This window comes from Rhizobium sp. EC-SD404, assembly GCF_902498825.1.
GTDB lineage: Bacteria > Pseudomonadota > Alphaproteobacteria > Rhizobiales > Rhizobiaceae > Georhizobium.
In genome coordinates, this window is record NZ_LR701459.1 from 968316 (window position 1) to 986330 (window position 18015).

An 18015-nucleotide genomic window follows, 5' to 3' on the forward strand; every position below is an offset into this window, starting at 1 on the left:
CCATCTTCAAGAACGGAATTTGCCCAATGGCTGACTGGTTCTCCTTTATGAACGATCCTGCGGCATGGGTGGCGCTTGCGACACTCCTCGTCATGGAAATCGTCCTCGGCATCGACAATCTGATTTTCATCTCCATCCTGTCGAACAAGCTGCCTGAGGGCCAACGCGAGCGTGCACGCCGCATCGGCATTTTGCTCGCTCTCGTGCTGCGTCTCGGTCTTCTGTCGCTCGTCAGCATCATCGTGCAGTTGACGGAACCGGTGTTCACAGTGTTCGGCCAGGACTTCTCCTGGCGCGACATCATCCTGCTCGTCGGCGGTCTCTTCCTGGTCTGGAAGGCCACGAAGGAAATCCACCACACGGTCGATGTGGAAGACAGCAAGGACAACATGATCGGAAAGGCCGCGACCGTGACGTTCACCGGCGTGATCATCCAGATCCTGCTGCTCGACCTCGTCTTCTCGGTCGACTCGATCATCACGGCCGTCGGCATGACGGACGAAGTGCCGATCATGGTGATCGCGGTCGTAGGTGCGGTGACGGTCATGTTGCTGGCGGCAAATCCCCTGTCGCGCTTCATCGGCAACAACCCGACGATCGTCATGCTGGCGCTGTCGTTCCTGCTGATGATCGGCATGACGCTGATCGCCGAAGGCCTCGGCTTCCATGTGCCCAAGGGCTACATCTACGCCGCCATGGCTTTCTCGGGCATCGTCGAAGCGCTCAACATGCTGGCTCGTCGTGCCCGCAAGAAGAAGAACGCTGCCGGCGCGCCCGCCGGTCATTGAGCCCTCGCGGCGCCCCGATCTGGGGCGCTGCCTTCTCCAAGCACCAAAAAAAGGGGCTGGCCCGTGGGCCAGCCCCTTTTCCGTTGGGTGCTTTGGTTGTCGAAGCTCAAGCGATCAGAAGCGAACTTCCTTGGTCACGCCCACATGCGGCATGTCGTCGGTAAGGTTCGCCTTGGCGATTTCCCAGCCGAACTTGATCTTGCTGTCGGTGGAGGCCCAGATTTTGCCGTCGACGAGCTTCAGTTGCAGCATCGTCAGCTTCGGATCGTCCTTGCCGCCATCGAACCATGCTTCGACGACGCTGTTCCAGTATTCGTCACGCTTCGCCGGATCGAGATTGACGCTGATCGGCCCGGCGACGCAGGCGTGATAATCGTGATCCTTGCCGACCACGCAGAAATGCGCGTGGGAACCGGCCGTGATCGCCTGCACCAGTTCCGTATCGCTCTTGGTGAAGAACCAGATCGAATTGGTGTTGCGGTCGAGTTGCGGCGCCATGGGCTGCATGTGCAGGCCCGATCCTTCGACACCCAGCATGCCGGCATGAAGGTCGTCGATTTCGTCGAAGAGCTGGGTCTTCGGGTCGGTTTCTGCTTTTTTGAGATCGGCCATTGTTTGCTCCGGCTTCTGTTGTTGGAATTACTCATCCAAACGCCGGGGCCGAAGGCGGGTTCCGCTCACATACCCTGGAGGATCATCACGGTCGGCCGTTCCGGCAGGCTGCGCAGCGAGACCATGATGCCCGTCTCGTCGATATAATCACGCGCCCAGTCCTCTCCCATCAGTTCGATGAAGCCGCTGAGCGACGGGCCCATCCTGTGCATTGGCAAAACCAGCGATGAACGCAGCCGCTTCACCACCTGGCTCATCTGCTCCGCACCCATCGTCAGCCCACCATCGGTCGGCACCATCACGATGTCGAGCCGGCCGATTTCCCCATAATGCTCGTCGGTCAAGGCGTGATGCAGATGGCCGAGATGACCGATGCAGAGGCCGGCGACCTCGAAAATGAAGATCGAGTTTCCGTCCGCCTCCATGCCCTCGTAGCCCGCGCGGATGTCGGTGGTGACATTGCGGATATAGGTATCGCCCACCACGAGATCGTGGTCGACCGCTCCCCCTTCCGGGTTCCAGCCCCGCAGCACATGGGCGATGGCAGGGTCGGGGTTGGCGGTATAGTGGCCGGAATGCGCCTTGTTCATCGTCACGACCGTCGGCGTGATCGCCGAACCTGCATAGCCGTTGAAATCCGTGGCGATCGAAATTCCGCCCGGTGTCTCGATCAGATAGGTGGAATGGGCGACGAAGGTGATGCGCACCTCTTCAGCGGCGGATTGGGCGAGTGTGATGAAATCGTCCGCGCCGGCGAGGCTCGCAAATTGCGCAGACGGAAGACGCGTGGCGACGGCTTGGCACTTGGCTCACCGCCATCGGTTCCTGCGCGCCCGCGGGCGAAAAAAATACCGCCATGCAGAGAAGGCTGGCCGCGCCAGACATCGAAAGGACTTTCGTCATCATGACCTGCCTTCAACTGAAGTGCCTGGCTGAAGAGACTACGTGCAAACGAAGGAACGTCCACCGGCCAGCGCCACGGTCACGGCATCGTGAATGCGATCGAACACGAGACAACGCGATTGGAGGTTCTGGACGACGGGCGGCGCTTTTTCTATAAGCGCGCCCATGCCCGGCCAGCGCGGCCCAAGATGCCAGCGACGGGGCGACAGTTAAAGAACAAGGCGAGGCGACATGGCAGGCCATTCACAGTTCAAGAACATCATGCACCGCAAGGGCCGCCAGGACGCGGTGCGCTCCAAGATGTTCTCCAAGCTCGCGCGCGAAATCACCGTGGCGGCAAAGGGCGGTCTGCCGGATCCGGCCATGAACCCGCGCTTGCGCCTGGCGATCCAGAACGCCAAGGCGCAGTCCATGCCCAAGGACAATATCGAGCGCGCCATCAAGAAGGCGTCCGGCGGCGATGCCGAGAGCTACGAAGAAATCCGCTACGAAGGCTACGGCCCGGGCGGCGTCGCTCTCATCGTGGAAGCATTGACAGACAACCGCAACCGCACCGCTTCGAATGTGCGCGCGGCGTTCACCAAGTCCGGCGGGGCGCTTGGCGAAACCGGCTCGGTTGCCTTCAGCTTCAACCGTGTGGGCGAAATCGTCTACAAGCCAGCGGCCGGCGATGCCGACACGGTGATGGAAGCGGCCATCGAAGCGGGAGCCGAGGATGTCGTATCCGACGAGAACGGCCACGTCGTGATCTGCGCTTTCGAGGATATCGGCGAAGTGTCGAAGGCGCTCGAGGAGAAGCTCGGTGAAGCCGAGTCGGTCAAGGCGATCTGGAAACCCCAGACTTCGACCCCGGTCGACGAGGAGCGGGCGCTTTCAGTGATGAAGCTGATCGACGTTCTCGACGATGACGACGACGTCCAGAACGTCTACGCCAATTTCGAGATTTCCGACGAGGTCATGGCCAAGCTGTCTGCCTGACACGCCATATTTGAAATGCAAAAGCCCGCATCGGTCTCCCGATGCGGGCTTTTTTTTAGCTTGTTTCGATCAACCGCCGATCAGTACTGCCGGAACTCGCGACGCGGCTGGCGGGGATCCTGTCGATCGTCACGGCGTTCGACGCGGTTGTCGCGGCGATCCTCACGACGCTCCTGGCGGAACTCCTGGCGATCCTCACGTCGGTCCTGGCGGAATTCGCGGCGATCTTCACGGGCATCCTGACGGAACTCGCGACGGTCTTCGCGGCGCTCGACCTGGTTTGGACGGCCCGGATTACCGATGCCGGGGCGACCGGGACGGTCAGGCTGCACGATCACGGGACGGCCTGGACGATCGGGACGGACGACGACCGGACGGCCTTCGTAACGGCCGCGATCACGGTAGAAGCCCTGGCCGCGGTAATGGCGGTCCCAATAATTGCCGATGGAGAAGGTGACCGTCGGAATCCCGATCCGTGCGACATAGCTCGGAGCGCGGACGCGGCGGTTGTCGTAGGACAGGTCGAGATAGCTGGCCGAGACCCAGCCGCGCACGCCGCCGCCTTGTACATCGCACCAGCCGGGGCCGGCCGTGCAACCGATGACGTCAACCTGGGCGCCTGCAGGAAATACGGTGACCGCCGGATACTGCGTGCCGGGACCGGACCGCACGTTCAAATTGGTCGTGACAAAGCCTGGTGCTGCAGATGCGATGCTGGGCAGCGCGACCAGTGCGGCCAGCGATGCTGCTGCGGCGACTATGAACTTCTTCATCTCACTCTCCTTGCGGCCTTTTTGGGCTCTTCGATGCATTCAGGGGCGAAGCATGAAGACAGATTTAGCGTCCCGATCCTGAACGAAGGATGGCTTAGCGGTTCATACGCCGTTCATCGACGCATTCAGGCTGCCTGCCTGGCCATTTCGTCGCGCATGCCGGCCAGGATTTCGAGACCTCTCAGCCGCTTGTCGAGATCATGGATTGGCAACGAGACGATCAATTCGTCCACCTTGGTCAGTTCAAGGAACCGATCCGTCTTTTCGCGCACCGTCTCGGGGGAACCGACGAGAGCGTATTGGAACGTATGTTCGATGCCGATCTTTTCGTTTGCGGTCCAGATTTCGTCCATCGATTCGACCGGCTTCGGCGTCCGCCCGGGCGTGCCCCGACGCAGATTGACGAATTGCTGCTGCGCCGAGGTAAAGAGGAATGCCCCTTCCTCGTCGCTTTCGGCCGGTGCGGCCATAACGCCCGCCATCGCATAGGGCTTGTCGAGCACGGCGGAGGGCTGGAACTTCTCACGATAGATTGCGAGCGCCTGCATCAGCGAATCCGGCGCAAAGTGCGATGCGAAGGCGAAAGGCAGGCCGAGCATCGCCGCAAGCTGTGCGGAGTATAGGCTGGAGCCGAGGAGCCAGATCGGCACATGGGAGTTCTCGCCCGGAACCGCATGCACGCGCTGGCCGGGTTGTGGCGCGCCGAGCAACGTCATCAATTCGACGACGTCGTTCGGAAAGTTTTCGGCTCCGGCATCGAGATTGCGGCGCAGGGCCCTTGCGGTCAGTCCGTCGGTACCGGGCGCGCGACCAAGCCCGAGATCGATGCGGCCGGGGTAGAGGGCTTCGAGCGTGCCGAACTGTTCGGCAATCACCAGCGGCGAATGGTTCGGCAGCATGACGCCGCCCGAGCCGACGCGGATCGTCTTCGTCCCACCGGCCACGTGACCGATCACGACGGCGGTCGCAGCAGAAGCGATGCCATGCATGTTGTGATGCTCGGCAAGCCAGAAGCGATTGTAGCCAAGCGCCTCGGCTTTCTGGGCGAGCTTCAGGGAGCCTTTCAGCGCATCGGCCGGCGTCTGGTCTTCGGCGATGGGCGAGAGATCGAGAATGGAGAGGGGTACCATGACTGGTCCTTTGGCAGCGAAAGCGCGTTGGGTGTTGGGAGAGATTTAGGTGCTGCGACCCTCCACCGCCACCTTCTCCGTTCGATCCTCAGTTTGTTTCTCTTTTGTTCACGAGATGCGTGGCAGAACATGGCATCAGCAGCTAGGGTTTCGCGCATGCAACAGACGATTCGCATCATGGGTATCGATCCGGGCCTGCGCCGTACCGGCTGGGCGATGGTCGATGCGCTCGGCAACTCGCTGCGCTTCGTGGGATCAGGCACGATCCGGTCCGACGAGAAATGCGATCTGGCGACCCGTCTCAAGCAATTGCACGAGGGTCTCGCCGCCATTCTCCATGAAATGAAGCCGGACGAAGCAGCCGTGGAGCAGACATTCGTCAACAAGGATGCGGTCGCGACCCTGAAGCTCGGCCAGGCGCGCGGCGTCGTCATGCTTGTGCCGGCGCTCGCCGGCTTGCCGGTCGCCGAATACGCGCCCAATGCGGTGAAGAAGACGGTCATCGGCGTCGGCCACGGCGACAAAACGCAAATCCACATGATGGTGAAGGTGCTCCTGCCGAAGGCGACGTTCGACACCGACGATGCCGCGGACGCCATTGCCATCGCCATCTGCCACGCCCACCACCGTCAAAGTGCAGCCGGCCGGCTGAGGCTCGCGAGCGCATAGATGACGGCGATCTGGCGACGAAAAATATCTGCCCAGCCCACAATCGGATAGCTGTTCCATGATCGGAAAACTGAAAGGCACGGTGGACGAGATCGGCGAAGACCATGTCGTCGTCGACGTCCACGGCGTTGGTTACGTTGCCTATTGCTCCGGCCGAACGCTGGCGAAACTGACCGCCGGCGAGGCCGTGATCCTCCAAATCGAGACCTATGTGCGCGAAGATGTGTTGCGGCTCTATGGCTTCACCAGCCCGCTGGAACGCGAATGGTTCCGCCTGCTGCAGAGCGTGCAGGGCGTGGGCTCCAAGGTGGCGCTGGCCGTCCTGACGACGCTGACGGCATCCGAGCTCGCCAATGCCATCGCGCTTCAGGACAAGGCGACCGTGGCGCGCGCACCGGGTATCGGACCCAAGGTCGCCCAGCGCATCGTCACGGAACTGAAGGCGAAGGCGCCCGCCTTTGCCGGCGATGCCGCAGGCGCGATTGGTTTCAAGCAAGAACTCGGCGAGGGCGTCGCCTCCGCACCCATCTCGGATGCGGTCTCCGCGCTTACCAATCTCGGCTATTCACGCGACCAGGCGGCGAACGCCGTCGCGGTCGCCGTGAAGAACGCCGGCGAAGACGCCGACAGCGCTAAGCTTATCCGTCTGGGGCTGAAGGAACTGGCAAGGCCATGAACTGCGGTGCGATTGCGAGCGCCGAGCGGCTGGACTACACCGATGGCATGACCCGTTCACCGACCTCGGCCAACGCCAATGAGTGATCCCGCTCGTCTCATCGATGCAGAAAAGCGCGGCGAGGACGCCGAGGCGTCTCTGCGGCCGCAGACGCTCGACGATTTCACCGGCCAGGCCGAAGCGCGCGCGAACCTCAAGATCTTCATCGAGGCCGCCAAGGCACGCGGCGAGGCACTCGATCACGTGCTGTTCGTTGGCCCGCCTGGCCTTGGAAAGACGACGCTCGCGCAGATCATGGCCAAGGAACTCGGCGTCAATTTCCGTGCGACATCCGGCCCCGTCATCGCCAAGGCCGGCGATCTCGCCGCTCTCTTGACCAATCTCGAAGAGCGCGATGTTCTCTTCATCGACGAAATCCATCGCCTCAGCCCGGCGGTCGAGGAAATTCTCTATCCGGCGATGGAAGATTTCCAGCTCGATCTCATCATCGGCGAAGGGCCGGCGGCCCGTTCCGTGAAGATCGATCTCGCCAATTTCACGCTCGTTGCCGCCACGACGCGGCTTGGCCTCCTCACCACCCCGTTGCGTGACCGCTTCGGCATTCCGGTGAGGCTCAATTTCTATACCGTTCCAGAACTGGAACTGATCGTCCGGCGCGGTGCCCGCATCATGGGCCTGCCGATGACCGAGGATGGCGCGCTCGAAGTCGCCCGCCGTGCCCGTGGCACGCCGCGTATCGCCGGCAGGCTGCTGCGCCGTGTGCGCGATTTCGCCGAGGTCGCGCGCGCCGAAGCTGTGGATCGCAAGGTCGCCGACGAGGCGCTGACGCGCCTGGAAGTGGATGCGCTCGGCCTCGACCAACTCGACCGACGCTATCTCTTCATGATCGCCAAGAATTTCGGTGGGGGCCCAGTGGGCATCGAAACGATCGCCGCCGGCCTCTCGGAACCGCGCGATGCGATCGAGGACATCATCGAGCCCTATCTGATCCAGCAGGGCTTCATCCAGCGCACGCCGCGCGGCCGGGTCCTCACTGCCAACGCTTGGAAACACCTCGGTCTCAACGCACCGAAGGATTTGGAAGCGACGCAGTTTCGCATTCAGTTCGACGAGGACTGATCCGTCGTCAGCCTAACGAGGCCTGATCAAGTCGGGCAGCGTTTCTTCCAGCAGGTCGAAGCCTCCCGGGCGCCAGCCGAGCTTTTTGAGCACGGTGCAATCCATGACGTCGACCGATGTTCTATCGGCGGGGTCTGGAGGCTGTCTCTCGATACCCGAGAGCGCAGCGACCCGGCCTAAAAGGTCGTGTTGATCCAGCAGGATGTCGGAAACGTTGAACACCCGTCCGGCGATGGCGTTGATATCGGTATACCGCAGAAGGAGAAGAACGGCCTGCGCGACATCGAAACCGTGCACTTCCGTCGCCACACGCGGCGCGATCGTCTGACCGTCCAGGAAATCCGCAAAGAGCTTCTCCCACTTGTGGGAGGCACCCGACCGATGAGCACCGTAAACGCCGGTGATCCTGAGGCTGGCCGCCACGAATTCGGCCGAGGCGAGGGCGCTGAGTGCTCTTTCTCCATCGAGCTTCACCTGCCCATATAGCGTTTCAGGCCTTGCCGGCGTCGCTTCTGTGAGTAGTGTCGGTGCCCCTTGGGTGCCGTAAACCGCGCGGCTTGAAAGAAAGACGGCACGCTTGACGCCGCCGGCTTTCGCAGTTTTGAACAAGGCGATACTGCCGTCGCGATTGAGCCGGCTGAAACGCGCCGGATCGTCGCCTTCGCCGCCCCGGTACTTGCCCTCGACATGATCGAAGGCGCCGTGCACCAGCCAGTCGATGCCTTCGAGAAGGGCCGTGCGATCGGCGTCGGGATCGAGGTCGAGCGGCCTGAAGGCAATCGGCGCACTGAACAGGTCGGGCTCGGGAGGTTGCCGGCCGGCGACGATGACCTCGAAGCCTTCCCGCAGCATGGCTTCAACGATGAAGCGACCGACATACCCCGTTCCGCCGGTCACCAGCACACGCATGTCAGTCGACCGCAGGATCGGCGACCGCAGGATTGGTGAGCGATGCGATGTCCGGAATGTTCGCGCCGGTGAAATAGGCCTGCCAGAGATCGATCAGCGGGCGCAGCCGATCCGTCTTCGGATGATCGGTCTCCCAAGGCTTCTCATATTGGTAGTGGATCACGTTCACCGAGCCCCAGTTCCAGAGTGCGGGCATGGTGAACCAGACATATTGCAGCATATTCATCGTCACCGGCAGGCCGTGCCAGTCGGGAAAGAAGGTCTGCAGGAAGGTCTGGTCGGTGCGCGGCCAGTGCGCGCCGGGCTCATCCAACCGCGCCATCATCGCATCGAACGTCGCGTCCGATGGCTCTGCCACGAAGACCCCGGAGTTCAGCCGGTGAAAGTCCGCGACGCTCTCGTAGACGTTCGGTGCCGCGGAGAATTCCGGATAGGCGAAGAGCTTGTCGATGTTGCGGATGACGATGGCATCGGCGTCGATGAAGACGACGCGTTCATACTGCGCCATCTGCCAGAGCCGCAGCTTGCAAAAATTGTCGAGCGGCGAATGAAATGCCGGCTTGCGCCCCTTGGTGAAGGGGGCGTCGGCATGGATCCGGGCGCGACTGTGTTGTTCGTTGAACGCATCCGAAAGCTCGAGAAGCTCGGCCGGATAGAGCTTCGCACCGAGGTCGACGAGCGGCGCAAGCGCTTGCCGATCGACACCACCCGTATGCATGACCACGAGGTCGGCGGTGGTCCCGGTCAGCTTTATCGACCGCAAGAGCGCCGTTGCGCCCATCGCGTAGTCCCGATTGGTGACGAGCGTGACGTAGGCGTGGGGGCTCATGGATGGCATGCAGCGTTCGCGATCAGGCTCAGGAGGTCAGGCTGCAGGCGACAGCACGTCGCGCGGCAGTCGCGACTTTGCGTCGAGAAGTTCGATGCCCACGATGCGTCCTTCGGAATCGAAATCGAAAACGATGCCGGGGGAAACTTCCTCGCTTTCGAGCACTGCGGCACGGGAAAAGCGGATATAGGCGGCGTTCGCATCCGCATCGTATGTGACGTCCGGTGTCATGTCGCTCGCCTTGCCTTCCGGTCGAAGAAGGCCGTGATTATACGGATGTGATCGTCGCTTTCCAAGCAAGCCACCCGCAGGATGCGGTTGCCGCGGTCAGCGATGCTTCGATAGCGGCGCTCGGCACCGATCGTCGTTTCATCGGGGAGAACCCAATCGGGCGCTTTGACCGTCGCCTCTACCCACGCCTGAGCGATGTCCCGTTCGGCCATCGCGTGCTCGGCGTGGTGGGTATAGACGATGGGCTTGTCAGCCACCCGCACCGCCCCGGTTTCAGGAAACGCTCTTCAGCTTCTTGCCTTCCGGATCGCGGTTGAGCGTCGGCGCGATGTCCTTGGTCCAGGCGGAAACGGCCGGAACGCGGCTGCGGTCGACGCGGTAGGCGAATTTCTTCGCCACGTCGACGACTTCCGACAGCAGACCTTCGGCAAGCGTGGTCGGATTGAGGCCGAGTGCGAGGAACTGCTCGTTCCTGACGATCAGTTCGTTTTCTGGTGCTTCCTTGCGCGGATTGGGCAGATAGGCGATCTCGGCGCCCGTCATCTTCGCGATCATTTCGGCCAGGTCACGCACCCGGTGTGTTTCCGTCATCTGGTTGAAGATCTTGACCTTGTCACCGCGCGACGGGCCGTTCTTCAGCGCGATTTCGATGCAGCGCACCGAATCCTGAATGTGAATGAAGGCGCGTGTCTGGCCGCCGGTGCCGTGGACCGTCAGCGGATAACCGATCGCCGCCTGGATGAGGAAGCGGTTCAGAACCGTACCGTAGTCGCCGTCGTAATCGAAACGGTTGATCAGCTGCGCGTGGCGGCGCGTTTGGTCCGTATGCGTGCCCCAGACGATGCCCTGGTGCAGGTCGGTGATCCGCAGCCCGTCATTCTTGGCGTAGAACTGGAACAGCAGCTGATCCAGGCATTTCGTCATGTGGTAAATCGAGCCGGGATTGGCCGGATAGAGAATGTCCTGGCTGACCGTCTCGCCGGAAAGCGTCTCGATGCCGACCGGCAGATAGCCTTCCGGGATCGCCGCGCCGATCGTCGAATAGCCGTAGACGCCCATGGTCCCGAGATGGACGAGATGTGCGTCGATATCGGTCTCGACCAGTGCGTTCAGCAGATTGTGCGTGGCATTGACGTTGTTGTTGACCGTGTAGTTCTTGTGCCGGTCCGACTTCATCGAATAGGGCGCGGCGCGCTGTTCGGCGAAATGGATCACGGCCTCGGGGCGATGCTCGATCAGCCAGTGCTTGAAGACGTCGTAATCGCGCGCGATGTCGATTAGGTGGAAACGGATGCGGTGACCGGTTTCCTGGTGCCAGATGCGGGTGCGCTCCTGGATCGAATCCATCGGCGTCAGCGACTGAACGCCCAATTCCGTATCGATCCAGCGGCGCGACAAATTGTCGACGATGTGAACCTCATGGCCCTGTGCCGAAAGGTGGAGGCAAGTGGGCCAGCCGACGAAGCCATCGCCGCCAAGTACCGCAATCTTCATGCGAGATAACTCCGTAATCGCTTTAATGCGTCCGTCCGTTAGGCCAAGTCTGTGTCAGCACTATAACGGAGGTGGCCGCGCTTGTAAGGCTGGGCGCGTTGCTCCACAAGTCTCCAGAAGAAAGACGGGGATTTTGCCGGATGGATGCGCATGACACGAGACTGCCGATGGTGCTCGCGGGGGAATTGACCCGTGACGGGCACCGGCTTCTTCAGCGCGTCTACTATGAGGACACAGATTTTTCCGGCGTCGTCTATCACGCGCGCTACCTCCATTTCATGGAGCGCGGCCGCACCGACTATCTTCGCCTTCTGGGGATCGCCCAGCGCGCCATGTCGGAAACCGAACGCCTTGCTTTCGTGGTTCGCCATATGGACATCGATTTCAAGCAGCCGGCCCGCATGGACGATGTTCTGACAATCGATACGGCAACCGTCGAAGCGCGCGGAGCCCGCCTGACATTATCCCAGACCATCAATCGCGGCAGCACCGTGCTGATCGAAGCGAAGGTCGATGTTGCCGTCATCGACGGGCAGGGGAGACCCCGCCGTTTGCCGGCGGATGTCGCAAAAGCATTTGCCCCACGTTGAAGTCGAGAGTGATTTCTCAGAAGTTCTTCCAGAATGACGAGCTGAACAGGATCAGAACGGCGAGAATTTCCAGTCGTCCGAGCAGCATGGCCACCGACAGGATCCATTTTGCAGCCTCGGACACTGGCTCGAACGTGCCAGCGGGTCCGATGATCGACCCGAATCCCGGCCCGACATTCGAGAGCGCCGTGATCGAGCCGGTCACAGCCGTCGTGAAATCGAGACCTGTCGCGGCGAGTGCGACGCTGACCAGGATGAAGATCGCGAAATAGACGCCGACGAAGACTGCGACCGATTGCACCACGCGCGGCGTGACGGGTTGGCGGCCGAACCGCACCGGCCGAACCGCATTTGGCCGGATCATCTGCGCCAGGTTCACCCGGAGCGCGTCGAAAAGCACCATCAGCCGGTAGGTCTTGATCCCGCCGGACGTGGAGCCCGAACAGCCGCCAAGGAATGTCAGCGTGAAGATCAGCATGATAGCGAGCGGCCCCCACAAATCGTAATCGGCGGAGACGAAGCCGGTTGTCGTGATGACCGACACGACGTTGAACGCGGCATGGATCACGGTGGCCCAGCGCGGGCCGTCCACATGCTCAAGCGCGAGGATCGTTATCGCCGCGGTTGCCAGTCCGATGATGCCGAGCAAAACCGGCATTTGCGGGTCGAAGGCCTGTCTCGGGCTCTGCAATACGATCGCGCGAATGAATGCCGCAAATGGCATCGCCCCGATCAGCATAAACACGGTTCCGACGATCAGCGCACCTTCGTTGTAGTTGCGAAACGAGGCGTCCGTCGTCGCAAAACCACCGGTTGAGACAGTCGCCATTGCGTGATTGATCGAATCGAAGCTCGACATGCCGGTGGCATTGTAGGCGAGCGCGCAGGCGAGCGTGATGGAGACATAGAACCCGATCAAGGCGATGGAAAATTGCCTGACGCGCGGAAACGGGCTGTCGGTCGCGCCGGACGATTCGAGCTTGAAGATCTGCATCCCGCCGACGTTGAGGAAGGGAAGCAGCAGAAGGCCCATTGCCACGACCCCGATGCCGCCGACGAAATGCGTGATCGAACGCCACAGCAGGATCCCCGGCGGCAGATTGTCCAGACCGACGATCACCGTCGCTCCGGTCGTCGTGAGACCTGAGACCGATTCGAAGAACGCCTCGCCGAAAGTCAGATCGAGCGAAGAAAAATAGAGAGGAAGCGCGGCTACGAGGGACGTCGATAGCCACAGCGCGTTCAGCAACAAGAAGCCGAAACGAGGGGAGAACCGGACAGACGCTCCTTGCGTCATGGCAATGACGGTCAGCGACAGTCCACCGACCAGCACCGCCGAAATCCCGAAGACCTGCCAATCCTCATGGCCATCGACGAGATCGGCCAGCATCGGCAAAAGCATGAAAACCGCCAAATACAGGCAGAAATAGCCTGATACATTGGCTGTCGCGGCAAGAGGGGAGTTGTTCAAGGCGGGTGAACCGGGGATGTGGATGCGCTTGCGTTTTACACCAGCGCGTCGCCCTCGGGAATGCGCTGGACAAAGATATCCGCCGGCCGCCGTCGACGCTAACGAAGGCTTAACCATAACGAATGCTTAATGGTGTTCGAATGGATGAAACCATGCGCGGAACGCCTTCGTTTGACCAAATTTACTGGCAAGAAGGCAGGTTCAGGCGCACGGGGCTCTTCGGACAGACCTTGTGATACAGCCGGGTCTTCTTTCGAGCATGAAATGTTGAAGTCGGCGCCGCCCGTACAAGCGTATCATTCGTGAACATCGCTTGCGGGCCTGGTCAATTCGAGGGCGTTATTGATGGAACAGGTGGGTTTGGCGGCAACGAGCGAAGTGACGCTCTGGGCGCTGTTCATGGAAGCGGGCTTTGTCGTCAAGCTCGTGATGGTAGGGCTTATCGGAGCCTCGATCTGGACCTGGGCCATCATCGTCGACAAGATCATGAGCTACGGTCGCGTTCGCCGCCGCCTCGACAATTTCGAGGAAATCTTCTGGTCGGGCCAGTCGCTCGAAGAGCTGTACCGGACATTGTCCGAGCAGAAGACCACCGGCATGGGCGCGATCTTCGTCGCCGCCATGCGCGAGTGGAAGAAATCCTTCGAGCGCGGCGCCCGCACGCCGATCGGCCTGCAGCAGCGGATCGAAAAGGCCATGGACGTGACGCTCGCACGGGAATCGGAAGAACTTGAATCGCGTCTGAGTTCGCTTGCGACCATCGGCTCGGCGGCGCCTTTCATCGGCCTGTTCGGCACAGTCGTCGGTATCATGACCTCGTTCCAGGCCATTGCCGGTTCGCAATCGACTAACCTCGCGGTCGTCGCTCCAGGCATCGCGGAAGCGCTTCTTGCCACGGCCATCGGCTTGCTCGCCGCTATTCCAGCCGTCATCGGCTACAACAAACTGATCGGCGATGCGAACAAGCTGACGAGCCGCATGGAAGCATTCGCCGACGAATTTTCCGCCATTCTTTCGCGTCAGATTGACGAGAAGCTTCAGCCGCGCCAGGCGGCCGAGTAAGGCACTGGGTTAGGGACCTCGATCATGGGCATGTCGGTCGGAAAATCCGGTGGTGGCGGTTCGCGCAGAAGGCGCGGCGGCAAGCGTGCCCCGATGAGCGAAATCAACGTGACGCCGTTCGTCGACGTCATGCTCGTGCTTCTGATCATCTTTATGGTCGCTGCACCGATGCTGACGGTCGGGGTGCCGATCGATCTTCCGGAAAGCCGCGCTAACGCTCTGAACAGCGAAAGCCAGCCGATCACCGTTTCCATCAATGCGGAGGGTCAGGTCTTCATCCAGGAAACCGAGGTGGCGATGGACGAGATCGTACCGCGTCTCGAGGCGATCGCCGAGACGGGTTATGAGGAGCGCATTTACGTGCGGGGTGACCAGAGCGCCGATTACGGTGCCGTGATCCAGGTCATGGGCCGCATCTCAGCCGCCGGCTTCACCAACATGGGCCTCGTTTCGCTCCAGGAGCAGGTCAACTGACCGGACCGCGATGAAAAAGTCTCTCGCGACATCGACGACCTTGCACGTAGTGCTGCTGAGCTGGGGCCTTTTGTCCTTGAGCGGCCCCGAGCGCTTGGACGCGGGTATCATGGAGACGTTGCCGGTCGACATCGTGCCGATCTCGGAACTGACACAGATCCAGCAGGGCGAACGCACCGCGCCAATCGCGGAAACCTCGGCGCCCGAGCCGGTCGAAGCGGAAGCTTCCGAGCCGGACGCGCAGAATATCGGCAACAACACCGTCGATCTCGATAGCCCGCCAACGCCGGAGGCGCGTCCCGAGACCGTGGAAGAGGCCGCAGCGCCTGCGCCGACACCAGAGCCAGTGCCTCAGCCGGAGCCTGAACCGGAGCCCGAGCCCGAGCCGGAACCTGTAGAGCCCGCCGAAGCCCCGCCGCCGCCCGAACCCGAAGCGCCGGAGCCTGAGCCGGAACAGGAAATCGCCGCTTTGCCCGAGCCGGCCGAAGCCGAAGCGCCGGAAGCCGAGCCGCTGCCGGAAGCTCCGGAGGCGACTGCTCCTGCCGAGCCCGAAGTGGCGGCACTGCCCGAAAATATTCCGACGCCCATGTCGCGGCCCGAACCGCCGCGGCCACAGGTCGCCGAGCAGCCCGAACCCGCCGAGCGTCCTCAAGAAACGCCGCCTCAGCAGCCGCAGCAGTCCCAGCAGGAAACGACAGAGCGCGAGAGCGAATTCGACGCCGACCAGATCGCCGCTCTGCTGAACCAGCAGGCGCCGTCGGGTGGTGGTCAGCGCCAGGCCGACAATCAGCAGGCAGCGCTTGGCGGACAGCAGACGACCGGCGGTGAATCGCTGTCGCAGAGCGAACTCGATGCCTTGCGCGGCCAGATTCAGCGCTGCTGGAACGTGGTGCCGGGCATGGCCGACGCGACCGATGTCCGCATTCGGGTCGGCATGCGGCTTTCGCCGGATGGCACCATCCAGGGCCAGCCGAGCGTGTCGGCCAGCGGTGGCTCCGACATGGCGCAGCGCACACTGTCTGGTAGCGCACTGCGCGCCGTTCTGCGCTGCGCGCCCTATTCGCTTCCGGCGGAAAAATACGAGACCTGGTCCGAAGTGGTCGTGAATTTCGATCCGAGCCAGATGTTCTGAGCTTTGAAAGGCTGAATGCGCATGAACACCATCTCATTGCCGCAAGGTGCAACGTTTCTCCGATCGTTCCTGTATGCGGTCGCCGTGCTCGTCACGGTGATCGTGCCGGCACGGGCGCAGGTCGAGATCGACATCAATCAGGGCAACATCGAGCCGCTGCCGATCGCCGTGACGCGGTTCCAGTCGACCGATGACCTCGGCCAGCAGGTAGCCGATGTCGTGACCGCCGATCTGCGCCGTTCGGGCCTGTTCAACCCGGTCGACCCGTCGGCCTTCATCCAGCAGATCACCGATCCGAACGCGACGCCGCGCTTCGAAGACTGGCGTGTGATCGGCGCGGAAGCGATGGTCACGGGCGCGGTATCGCGCGAGCCCGACGGCCGCCTCAAAGCCGAATTCCGCCTGTGGGACACGTTTGCGGGCCAGCAGCTTGTCGGCGAGCAGTTCTTTACGCAGCCGGAAAATTGGCGCCGCGTTGCGCACATCATCGCCGACGCCATCTATGAGCGGCTGACGGGCGAGCAGGGCTATTTCGACACCCGCGTCGTCTTTGTTTCCGAGAGCGGCCCGAAGGATGCCCGCCAGAAGCGTCTTGCCATCATGGATCAGGACGGGGCGAATGTCCGCTTCCTGACGCAAGGCACCGAACTCGTCCTGACGCCCCGCTTTTCGCCGAGCCGTCAGGAAATCACTTACATGTCGTTCGAGGGCGGCCAGCCCCGCGTTTATCTTCTCCAGTTGGAGACGGGTCAGCGCGAGATCGTCGGCAACTTCCCCGGCATGACATTTTCGCCACGCTTCTCGCCGGACGGCCAGAAGGTCGTCATGAGCCTTCAGCAGGATGGCAACGCCAATATCTACACGATGGATCTGCGCTCGCGTCAGACGACCCGCCTGACGTCGACGACGGCGATCGACACGTCGCCGTCCTATTCGCCGGACGCGAACCGCATCGTGTTCGAATCCGATCGAGGCGGTCGTCAGCAGCTTTATGTGATGAACGCCGATGGCTCCAACCAGCAGCGCATCTCGTTTGGCGATGGCTCTTATTCGACCCCGGTCTGGTCGCCGCGCGGTGATCTCATCGCCTTCACGAAACAGTCAGGCGGGCGGTTCTCGATCGGCGTCATGCGGCCAGATGGTTCGGGCGAGCGCATCCTGACGTCCGGCTTCCACAATGAAGGCCCGACCTGGGCTCCCAATGGCCGCGTGCTCATGTTCTTCCGCCAGCCCGCCGGGTCCGGCGGCCCGCAACTCTATTCGATTGACCTGACGGGCTACAACGAACAGCCGATCCAGACACCGAACTACGGCTCGGATCCGGCCTGGTCGCCGCTGCTCGAAGGTTGAGGCAAAACAGGGCGGGCGGCACGATTTTGCCGCCTTCCCGCCGCATTGAGCCCCTAGCTGAAAACCGGGGCGGCACACAGCGAATCACCGGGCCGGTAATGGTCCGTTAACCAGCTCCATAGTAACCACATTTAGGGTTTCCGGTCATAATTCGGAAACCATGGAGACCTTCAAGGAGATCGGCCATGCGCCGTTTGGAATCGTTCGCTCGCTCGCCCGGCGCAGTCGCTCTCGTCGCCCTGCTGGTCCTGTCCGGCTGCGCATCCCGCAACAACATGCCCAACAGTTCTGCCGACCTCGGCCTCGGTGGCCCTGGTGGTGCAGGCGGCATGGGTGGCGCAGGCGGCGTCGCCTCGCCCGGCTCGACCCAGGACTTCACGGTCAACGTCGGTGACCGCATTTTCTTCGAGACCGACTCGTCGTCGATCACGCAGCAAGCCGGTCAGACGCTTGACCGTCAGGCTCAGTGGCTCGCACAGTATTCGAACTACTCGATCACCGTCGAAGGCCACGCCGACGAACGTGGAACGCGTGAGTACAACCTTGCACTCGGCGCCCGCCGTGCTGCTGCGGCTCGCGACTATCTCGCCTCGCGCGGCGTACCGGCCAACCGCGTTCAGACGATCTCCTACGGCAAAGAGCGCCCGGTCGCGGTGTGCGACGATATTTCGTGCTGGTCCCAGAACCGCCGTGCGGTGACGGTGCTGGGCGGCGCCGGCAGCTAAGCGGCCGCTCCATTCCAGTCATTTCAATCGGGCGGTCTTTTTGGCCGCCCGATTTGTTTGTGCTTCAAACTTTGGCCGAACTCTGCTTGCAATGCTGTGC

The 18015-nt window shown here is 62.0% G+C and carries 20 protein-coding genes and 1 pseudogene; 11 read left to right on the plus strand and 10 right to left on the minus strand.

The window, feature by feature from the left end; all coding sequences use genetic code 11:
* The first annotated feature begins 26 nt into the window (after positions 1 to 26).
* Entirely contained in the window at positions 27 to 788 is a 762-nt protein-coding gene (locus GC125_RS05570; protein ID WP_151984426.1) for a TerC family protein, read from the plus strand.
* A gap of 114 nt (positions 789 to 902) precedes the next feature.
* Here the strand turns inward: GC125_RS05570 and GC125_RS05575 are convergent, their stop codons facing one another.
* Positions 903 to 1400 carry a pyridoxamine 5'-phosphate oxidase family protein gene (locus GC125_RS05575; protein ID WP_151984428.1) on the minus strand — a complete coding sequence of 166 codons (498 nt, stop codon included), beginning with the start codon at positions 1398 to 1400 and terminating at the stop codon, positions 903 to 905.
* Between the two features lie 65 nt (positions 1401 to 1465).
* A pseudogene (locus tag GC125_RS05580) lies at positions 1466 to 2306 on the minus strand (MBL fold metallo-hydrolase).
* Positions 2307 to 2534: 228 nt separating this feature from the next.
* Between GC125_RS05580 and GC125_RS05585 the strand changes: the two are divergent.
* A complete protein-coding gene (locus GC125_RS05585; protein ID WP_151984430.1) occupies positions 2535 to 3281 on the plus strand; it encodes a YebC/PmpR family DNA-binding transcriptional regulator in 747 nt (248 codons plus the stop codon).
* A gap of 80 nt (positions 3282 to 3361) precedes the next feature.
* Here the strand turns inward: GC125_RS05585 and GC125_RS05590 are convergent, their stop codons facing one another.
* Both GC125_RS05590 and GC125_RS05595 read right to left on the minus strand, forming a co-directional pair.
* Positions 3362 to 4054: an SH3 domain-containing protein gene (locus GC125_RS05590; RefSeq protein WP_199864462.1), complete on the minus strand. Its 693-nt coding sequence runs from the start codon at positions 4052 to 4054 to the stop codon at positions 3362 to 3364.
* A gap of 125 nt (positions 4055 to 4179) precedes the next feature.
* Positions 4180 to 5184: an LLM class flavin-dependent oxidoreductase gene (locus GC125_RS05595; protein ID WP_151984434.1), complete on the minus strand. Its 1005-nt coding sequence runs from the start codon at positions 5182 to 5184 to the stop codon at positions 4180 to 4182.
* 156 nt (positions 5185 to 5340) lie between these two features.
* Between GC125_RS05595 and ruvC the strand changes: the two genes are divergently transcribed.
* From ruvC to ruvB, 3 genes are all read left to right on the plus strand, one after another.
* The gene (gene ruvC / locus GC125_RS05600; RefSeq protein WP_151984436.1) at positions 5341 to 5853 is read left to right on the plus strand and encodes a crossover junction endodeoxyribonuclease RuvC; all 513 of its coding nucleotides are present in this window, start codon (positions 5341 to 5343) and stop codon (positions 5851 to 5853) included.
* Between the two features lie 58 nt (positions 5854 to 5911).
* On the plus strand, positions 5912 to 6529 hold the full coding sequence (ruvA, locus tag GC125_RS05605; RefSeq protein ID WP_151984438.1) for a Holliday junction branch migration protein RuvA: 618 nt from the start codon (positions 5912 to 5914) through the stop codon (positions 6527 to 6529).
* A gap of 78 nt (positions 6530 to 6607) precedes the next feature.
* Positions 6608 to 7648: a Holliday junction branch migration DNA helicase RuvB gene (gene ruvB / locus GC125_RS05610; RefSeq protein ID WP_151984440.1), complete on the plus strand. Its 1041-nt coding sequence runs from the start codon at positions 6608 to 6610 to the stop codon at positions 7646 to 7648.
* 12 nt (positions 7649 to 7660) lie between these two features.
* Here ruvB and GC125_RS05615 read toward each other — a convergent pair whose 3' ends face one another.
* The 5 genes from GC125_RS05615 to GC125_RS05635 are packed head-to-tail and all read right to left on the minus strand — an operon-like array spanning position 7661 to position 11111.
* Positions 7661 to 8557 carry an NAD-dependent epimerase/dehydratase family protein gene (locus GC125_RS05615; protein ID WP_151984442.1) on the minus strand — a complete coding sequence of 299 codons (897 nt, stop codon included), beginning with the start codon at positions 8555 to 8557 and terminating at the stop codon, positions 7661 to 7663.
* A 1-nt stretch (position 8558) separates the two neighbouring features.
* A complete protein-coding gene (locus GC125_RS05620; RefSeq protein ID WP_199864464.1) occupies positions 8559 to 9386 on the minus strand; it encodes a glycosyltransferase in 828 nt (275 codons plus the stop codon).
* A gap of 36 nt (positions 9387 to 9422) precedes the next feature.
* Positions 9423 to 9617 (minus strand): DUF2283 domain-containing protein, encoded by a 195-nt coding sequence (locus GC125_RS05625; RefSeq protein WP_151984446.1) that lies wholly within the window; start codon positions 9615 to 9617, stop codon positions 9423 to 9425.
* A complete protein-coding gene (locus GC125_RS05630) occupies positions 9614 to 9874 on the minus strand; it encodes a DUF4258 domain-containing protein (RefSeq protein WP_151984448.1) in 261 nt (86 codons plus the stop codon). The genes GC125_RS05625 and GC125_RS05630 overlap by 4 nt, the downstream gene beginning before the upstream one ends.
* Before the next feature lie 16 nt (positions 9875 to 9890).
* On the minus strand, positions 9891 to 11111 hold the full coding sequence (locus tag GC125_RS05635) for an NAD-dependent epimerase/dehydratase family protein (RefSeq protein WP_151984450.1): 1221 nt from the start codon (positions 11109 to 11111) through the stop codon (positions 9891 to 9893).
* A 140-nt stretch (positions 11112 to 11251) separates the two neighbouring features.
* Here GC125_RS05635 and ybgC point away from each other — a divergent pair, with 140 nt between their 5' ends.
* A complete protein-coding gene (gene ybgC / locus GC125_RS05640) occupies positions 11252 to 11701 on the plus strand; it encodes a tol-pal system-associated acyl-CoA thioesterase (protein WP_502706036.1) in 450 nt (149 codons plus the stop codon).
* Positions 11702 to 11717: 16 nt separating this feature from the next.
* Here ybgC and GC125_RS05645 read toward each other — a convergent pair whose 3' ends face one another.
* A complete protein-coding gene (locus GC125_RS05645) occupies positions 11718 to 13103 on the minus strand; it encodes a TrkH family potassium uptake protein (RefSeq protein WP_199864465.1) in 1386 nt (461 codons plus the stop codon).
* Positions 13104 to 13517: 414 nt separating this feature from the next.
* On the opposite strand from GC125_RS05645, the gene tolQ reads away from it, so the two are divergent.
* The 5 genes from tolQ to pal all read left to right on the plus strand — a co-directional run bounded on the left by tolQ (position 13518) and on the right by pal (position 17915).
* Positions 13518 to 14234 (plus strand): protein TolQ, encoded by a 717-nt coding sequence (gene tolQ, locus GC125_RS05650; protein WP_151984454.1) that lies wholly within the window; start codon positions 13518 to 13520, stop codon positions 14232 to 14234.
* 24 nt (positions 14235 to 14258) lie between these two features.
* A complete protein-coding gene (gene tolR / locus GC125_RS05655; RefSeq protein WP_151984456.1) occupies positions 14259 to 14708 on the plus strand; it encodes a protein TolR in 450 nt (149 codons plus the stop codon).
* 10 nt (positions 14709 to 14718) lie between these two features.
* Positions 14719 to 15840, plus strand: coding sequence for a cell envelope integrity protein TolA (gene tolA / locus GC125_RS05660; RefSeq protein WP_151984458.1), 1122 nt, complete (start codon positions 14719 to 14721; stop codon positions 15838 to 15840).
* Positions 15841 to 15861: 21 nt separating this feature from the next.
* The gene (gene tolB, locus GC125_RS05665) at positions 15862 to 17190 is read left to right on the plus strand and encodes a Tol-Pal system beta propeller repeat protein TolB (protein ID WP_151984460.1); all 1329 of its coding nucleotides are present in this window, start codon (positions 15862 to 15864) and stop codon (positions 17188 to 17190) included.
* Positions 17191 to 17375: 185 nt separating this feature from the next.
* Positions 17376 to 17915, plus strand: coding sequence for a peptidoglycan-associated lipoprotein Pal (gene pal / locus GC125_RS05670; RefSeq protein ID WP_151984462.1), 540 nt, complete (start codon positions 17376 to 17378; stop codon positions 17913 to 17915).
* The last annotated feature ends 100 nt before the right edge of the window (positions 17916 to 18015 follow it).

What these genes read in the sequence shown, in the direction of transcription:
- tolA (WP_151984458.1), top strand. Translation starts at nt 14,719, where the DNA reads ATGAAAAAGTCTCTCGCGACATCGACGACCTTGCACGTAGTGCTGCTG.
- GC125_RS05585 (WP_151984430.1), top strand. Translation starts at nt 2,535, where the DNA reads ATGGCAGGCCATTCACAGTTCAAGAACATCATGCACCGCAAGGGCCGC.
- GC125_RS05645 (WP_199864465.1), bottom strand. Translation starts at nt 13,103, where the DNA reads ATGCTTTTGCCGATGCTGGCCGATCTCGTCGATGGCCATGAGGATTGG.
- tolR (WP_151984456.1), top strand. Translation starts at nt 14,259, where the DNA reads ATGGGCATGTCGGTCGGAAAATCCGGTGGTGGCGGTTCGCGCAGAAGG.
- ybgC (WP_502706036.1), top strand. Translation starts at nt 11,252, where the DNA reads ATGGATGCGCATGACACGAGACTGCCGATGGTGCTCGCGGGGGAATTG.
- tolB (WP_151984460.1), top strand. Translation starts at nt 15,862, where the DNA reads ATGAACACCATCTCATTGCCGCAAGGTGCAACGTTTCTCCGATCGTTC.
- GC125_RS05625 (WP_151984446.1), bottom strand. Translation starts at nt 9,617, where the DNA reads ATGACACCGGACGTCACATACGATGCGGATGCGAACGCCGCCTATATC.
- ruvC (WP_151984436.1), top strand. Translation starts at nt 5,341, where the DNA reads ATGCAACAGACGATTCGCATCATGGGTATCGATCCGGGCCTGCGCCGT.
- GC125_RS05620 (WP_199864464.1), bottom strand. Translation starts at nt 9,386, where the DNA reads ATGAGCCCCCACGCCTACGTCACGCTCGTCACCAATCGGGACTACGCG.
- tolQ (WP_151984454.1), top strand. Translation starts at nt 13,518, where the DNA reads ATGGAACAGGTGGGTTTGGCGGCAACGAGCGAAGTGACGCTCTGGGCG.
- GC125_RS05575 (WP_151984428.1), bottom strand. Translation starts at nt 1,400, where the DNA reads ATGGCCGATCTCAAAAAAGCAGAAACCGACCCGAAGACCCAGCTCTTC.
- GC125_RS05615 (WP_151984442.1), bottom strand. Translation starts at nt 8,557, where the DNA reads ATGCGTGTGCTGGTGACCGGCGGAACGGGGTATGTCGGTCGCTTCATC.
- ruvA (WP_151984438.1), top strand. Translation starts at nt 5,912, where the DNA reads ATGATCGGAAAACTGAAAGGCACGGTGGACGAGATCGGCGAAGACCAT.
- GC125_RS05595 (WP_151984434.1), bottom strand. Translation starts at nt 5,184, where the DNA reads ATGGTACCCCTCTCCATTCTCGATCTCTCGCCCATCGCCGAAGACCAG.
- GC125_RS05635 (WP_151984450.1), bottom strand. Translation starts at nt 11,111, where the DNA reads ATGAAGATTGCGGTACTTGGCGGCGATGGCTTCGTCGGCTGGCCCACT.
- ruvB (WP_151984440.1), top strand. Translation starts at nt 6,608, where the DNA reads ATGAGTGATCCCGCTCGTCTCATCGATGCAGAAAAGCGCGGCGAGGAC.
- pal (WP_151984462.1), top strand. Translation starts at nt 17,376, where the DNA reads ATGCGCCGTTTGGAATCGTTCGCTCGCTCGCCCGGCGCAGTCGCTCTC.
- GC125_RS05570 (WP_151984426.1), top strand. Translation starts at nt 27, where the DNA reads ATGGCTGACTGGTTCTCCTTTATGAACGATCCTGCGGCATGGGTGGCG.
- GC125_RS05590 (WP_199864462.1), bottom strand. Translation starts at nt 4,054, where the DNA reads ATGAAGAAGTTCATAGTCGCCGCAGCAGCATCGCTGGCCGCACTGGTC.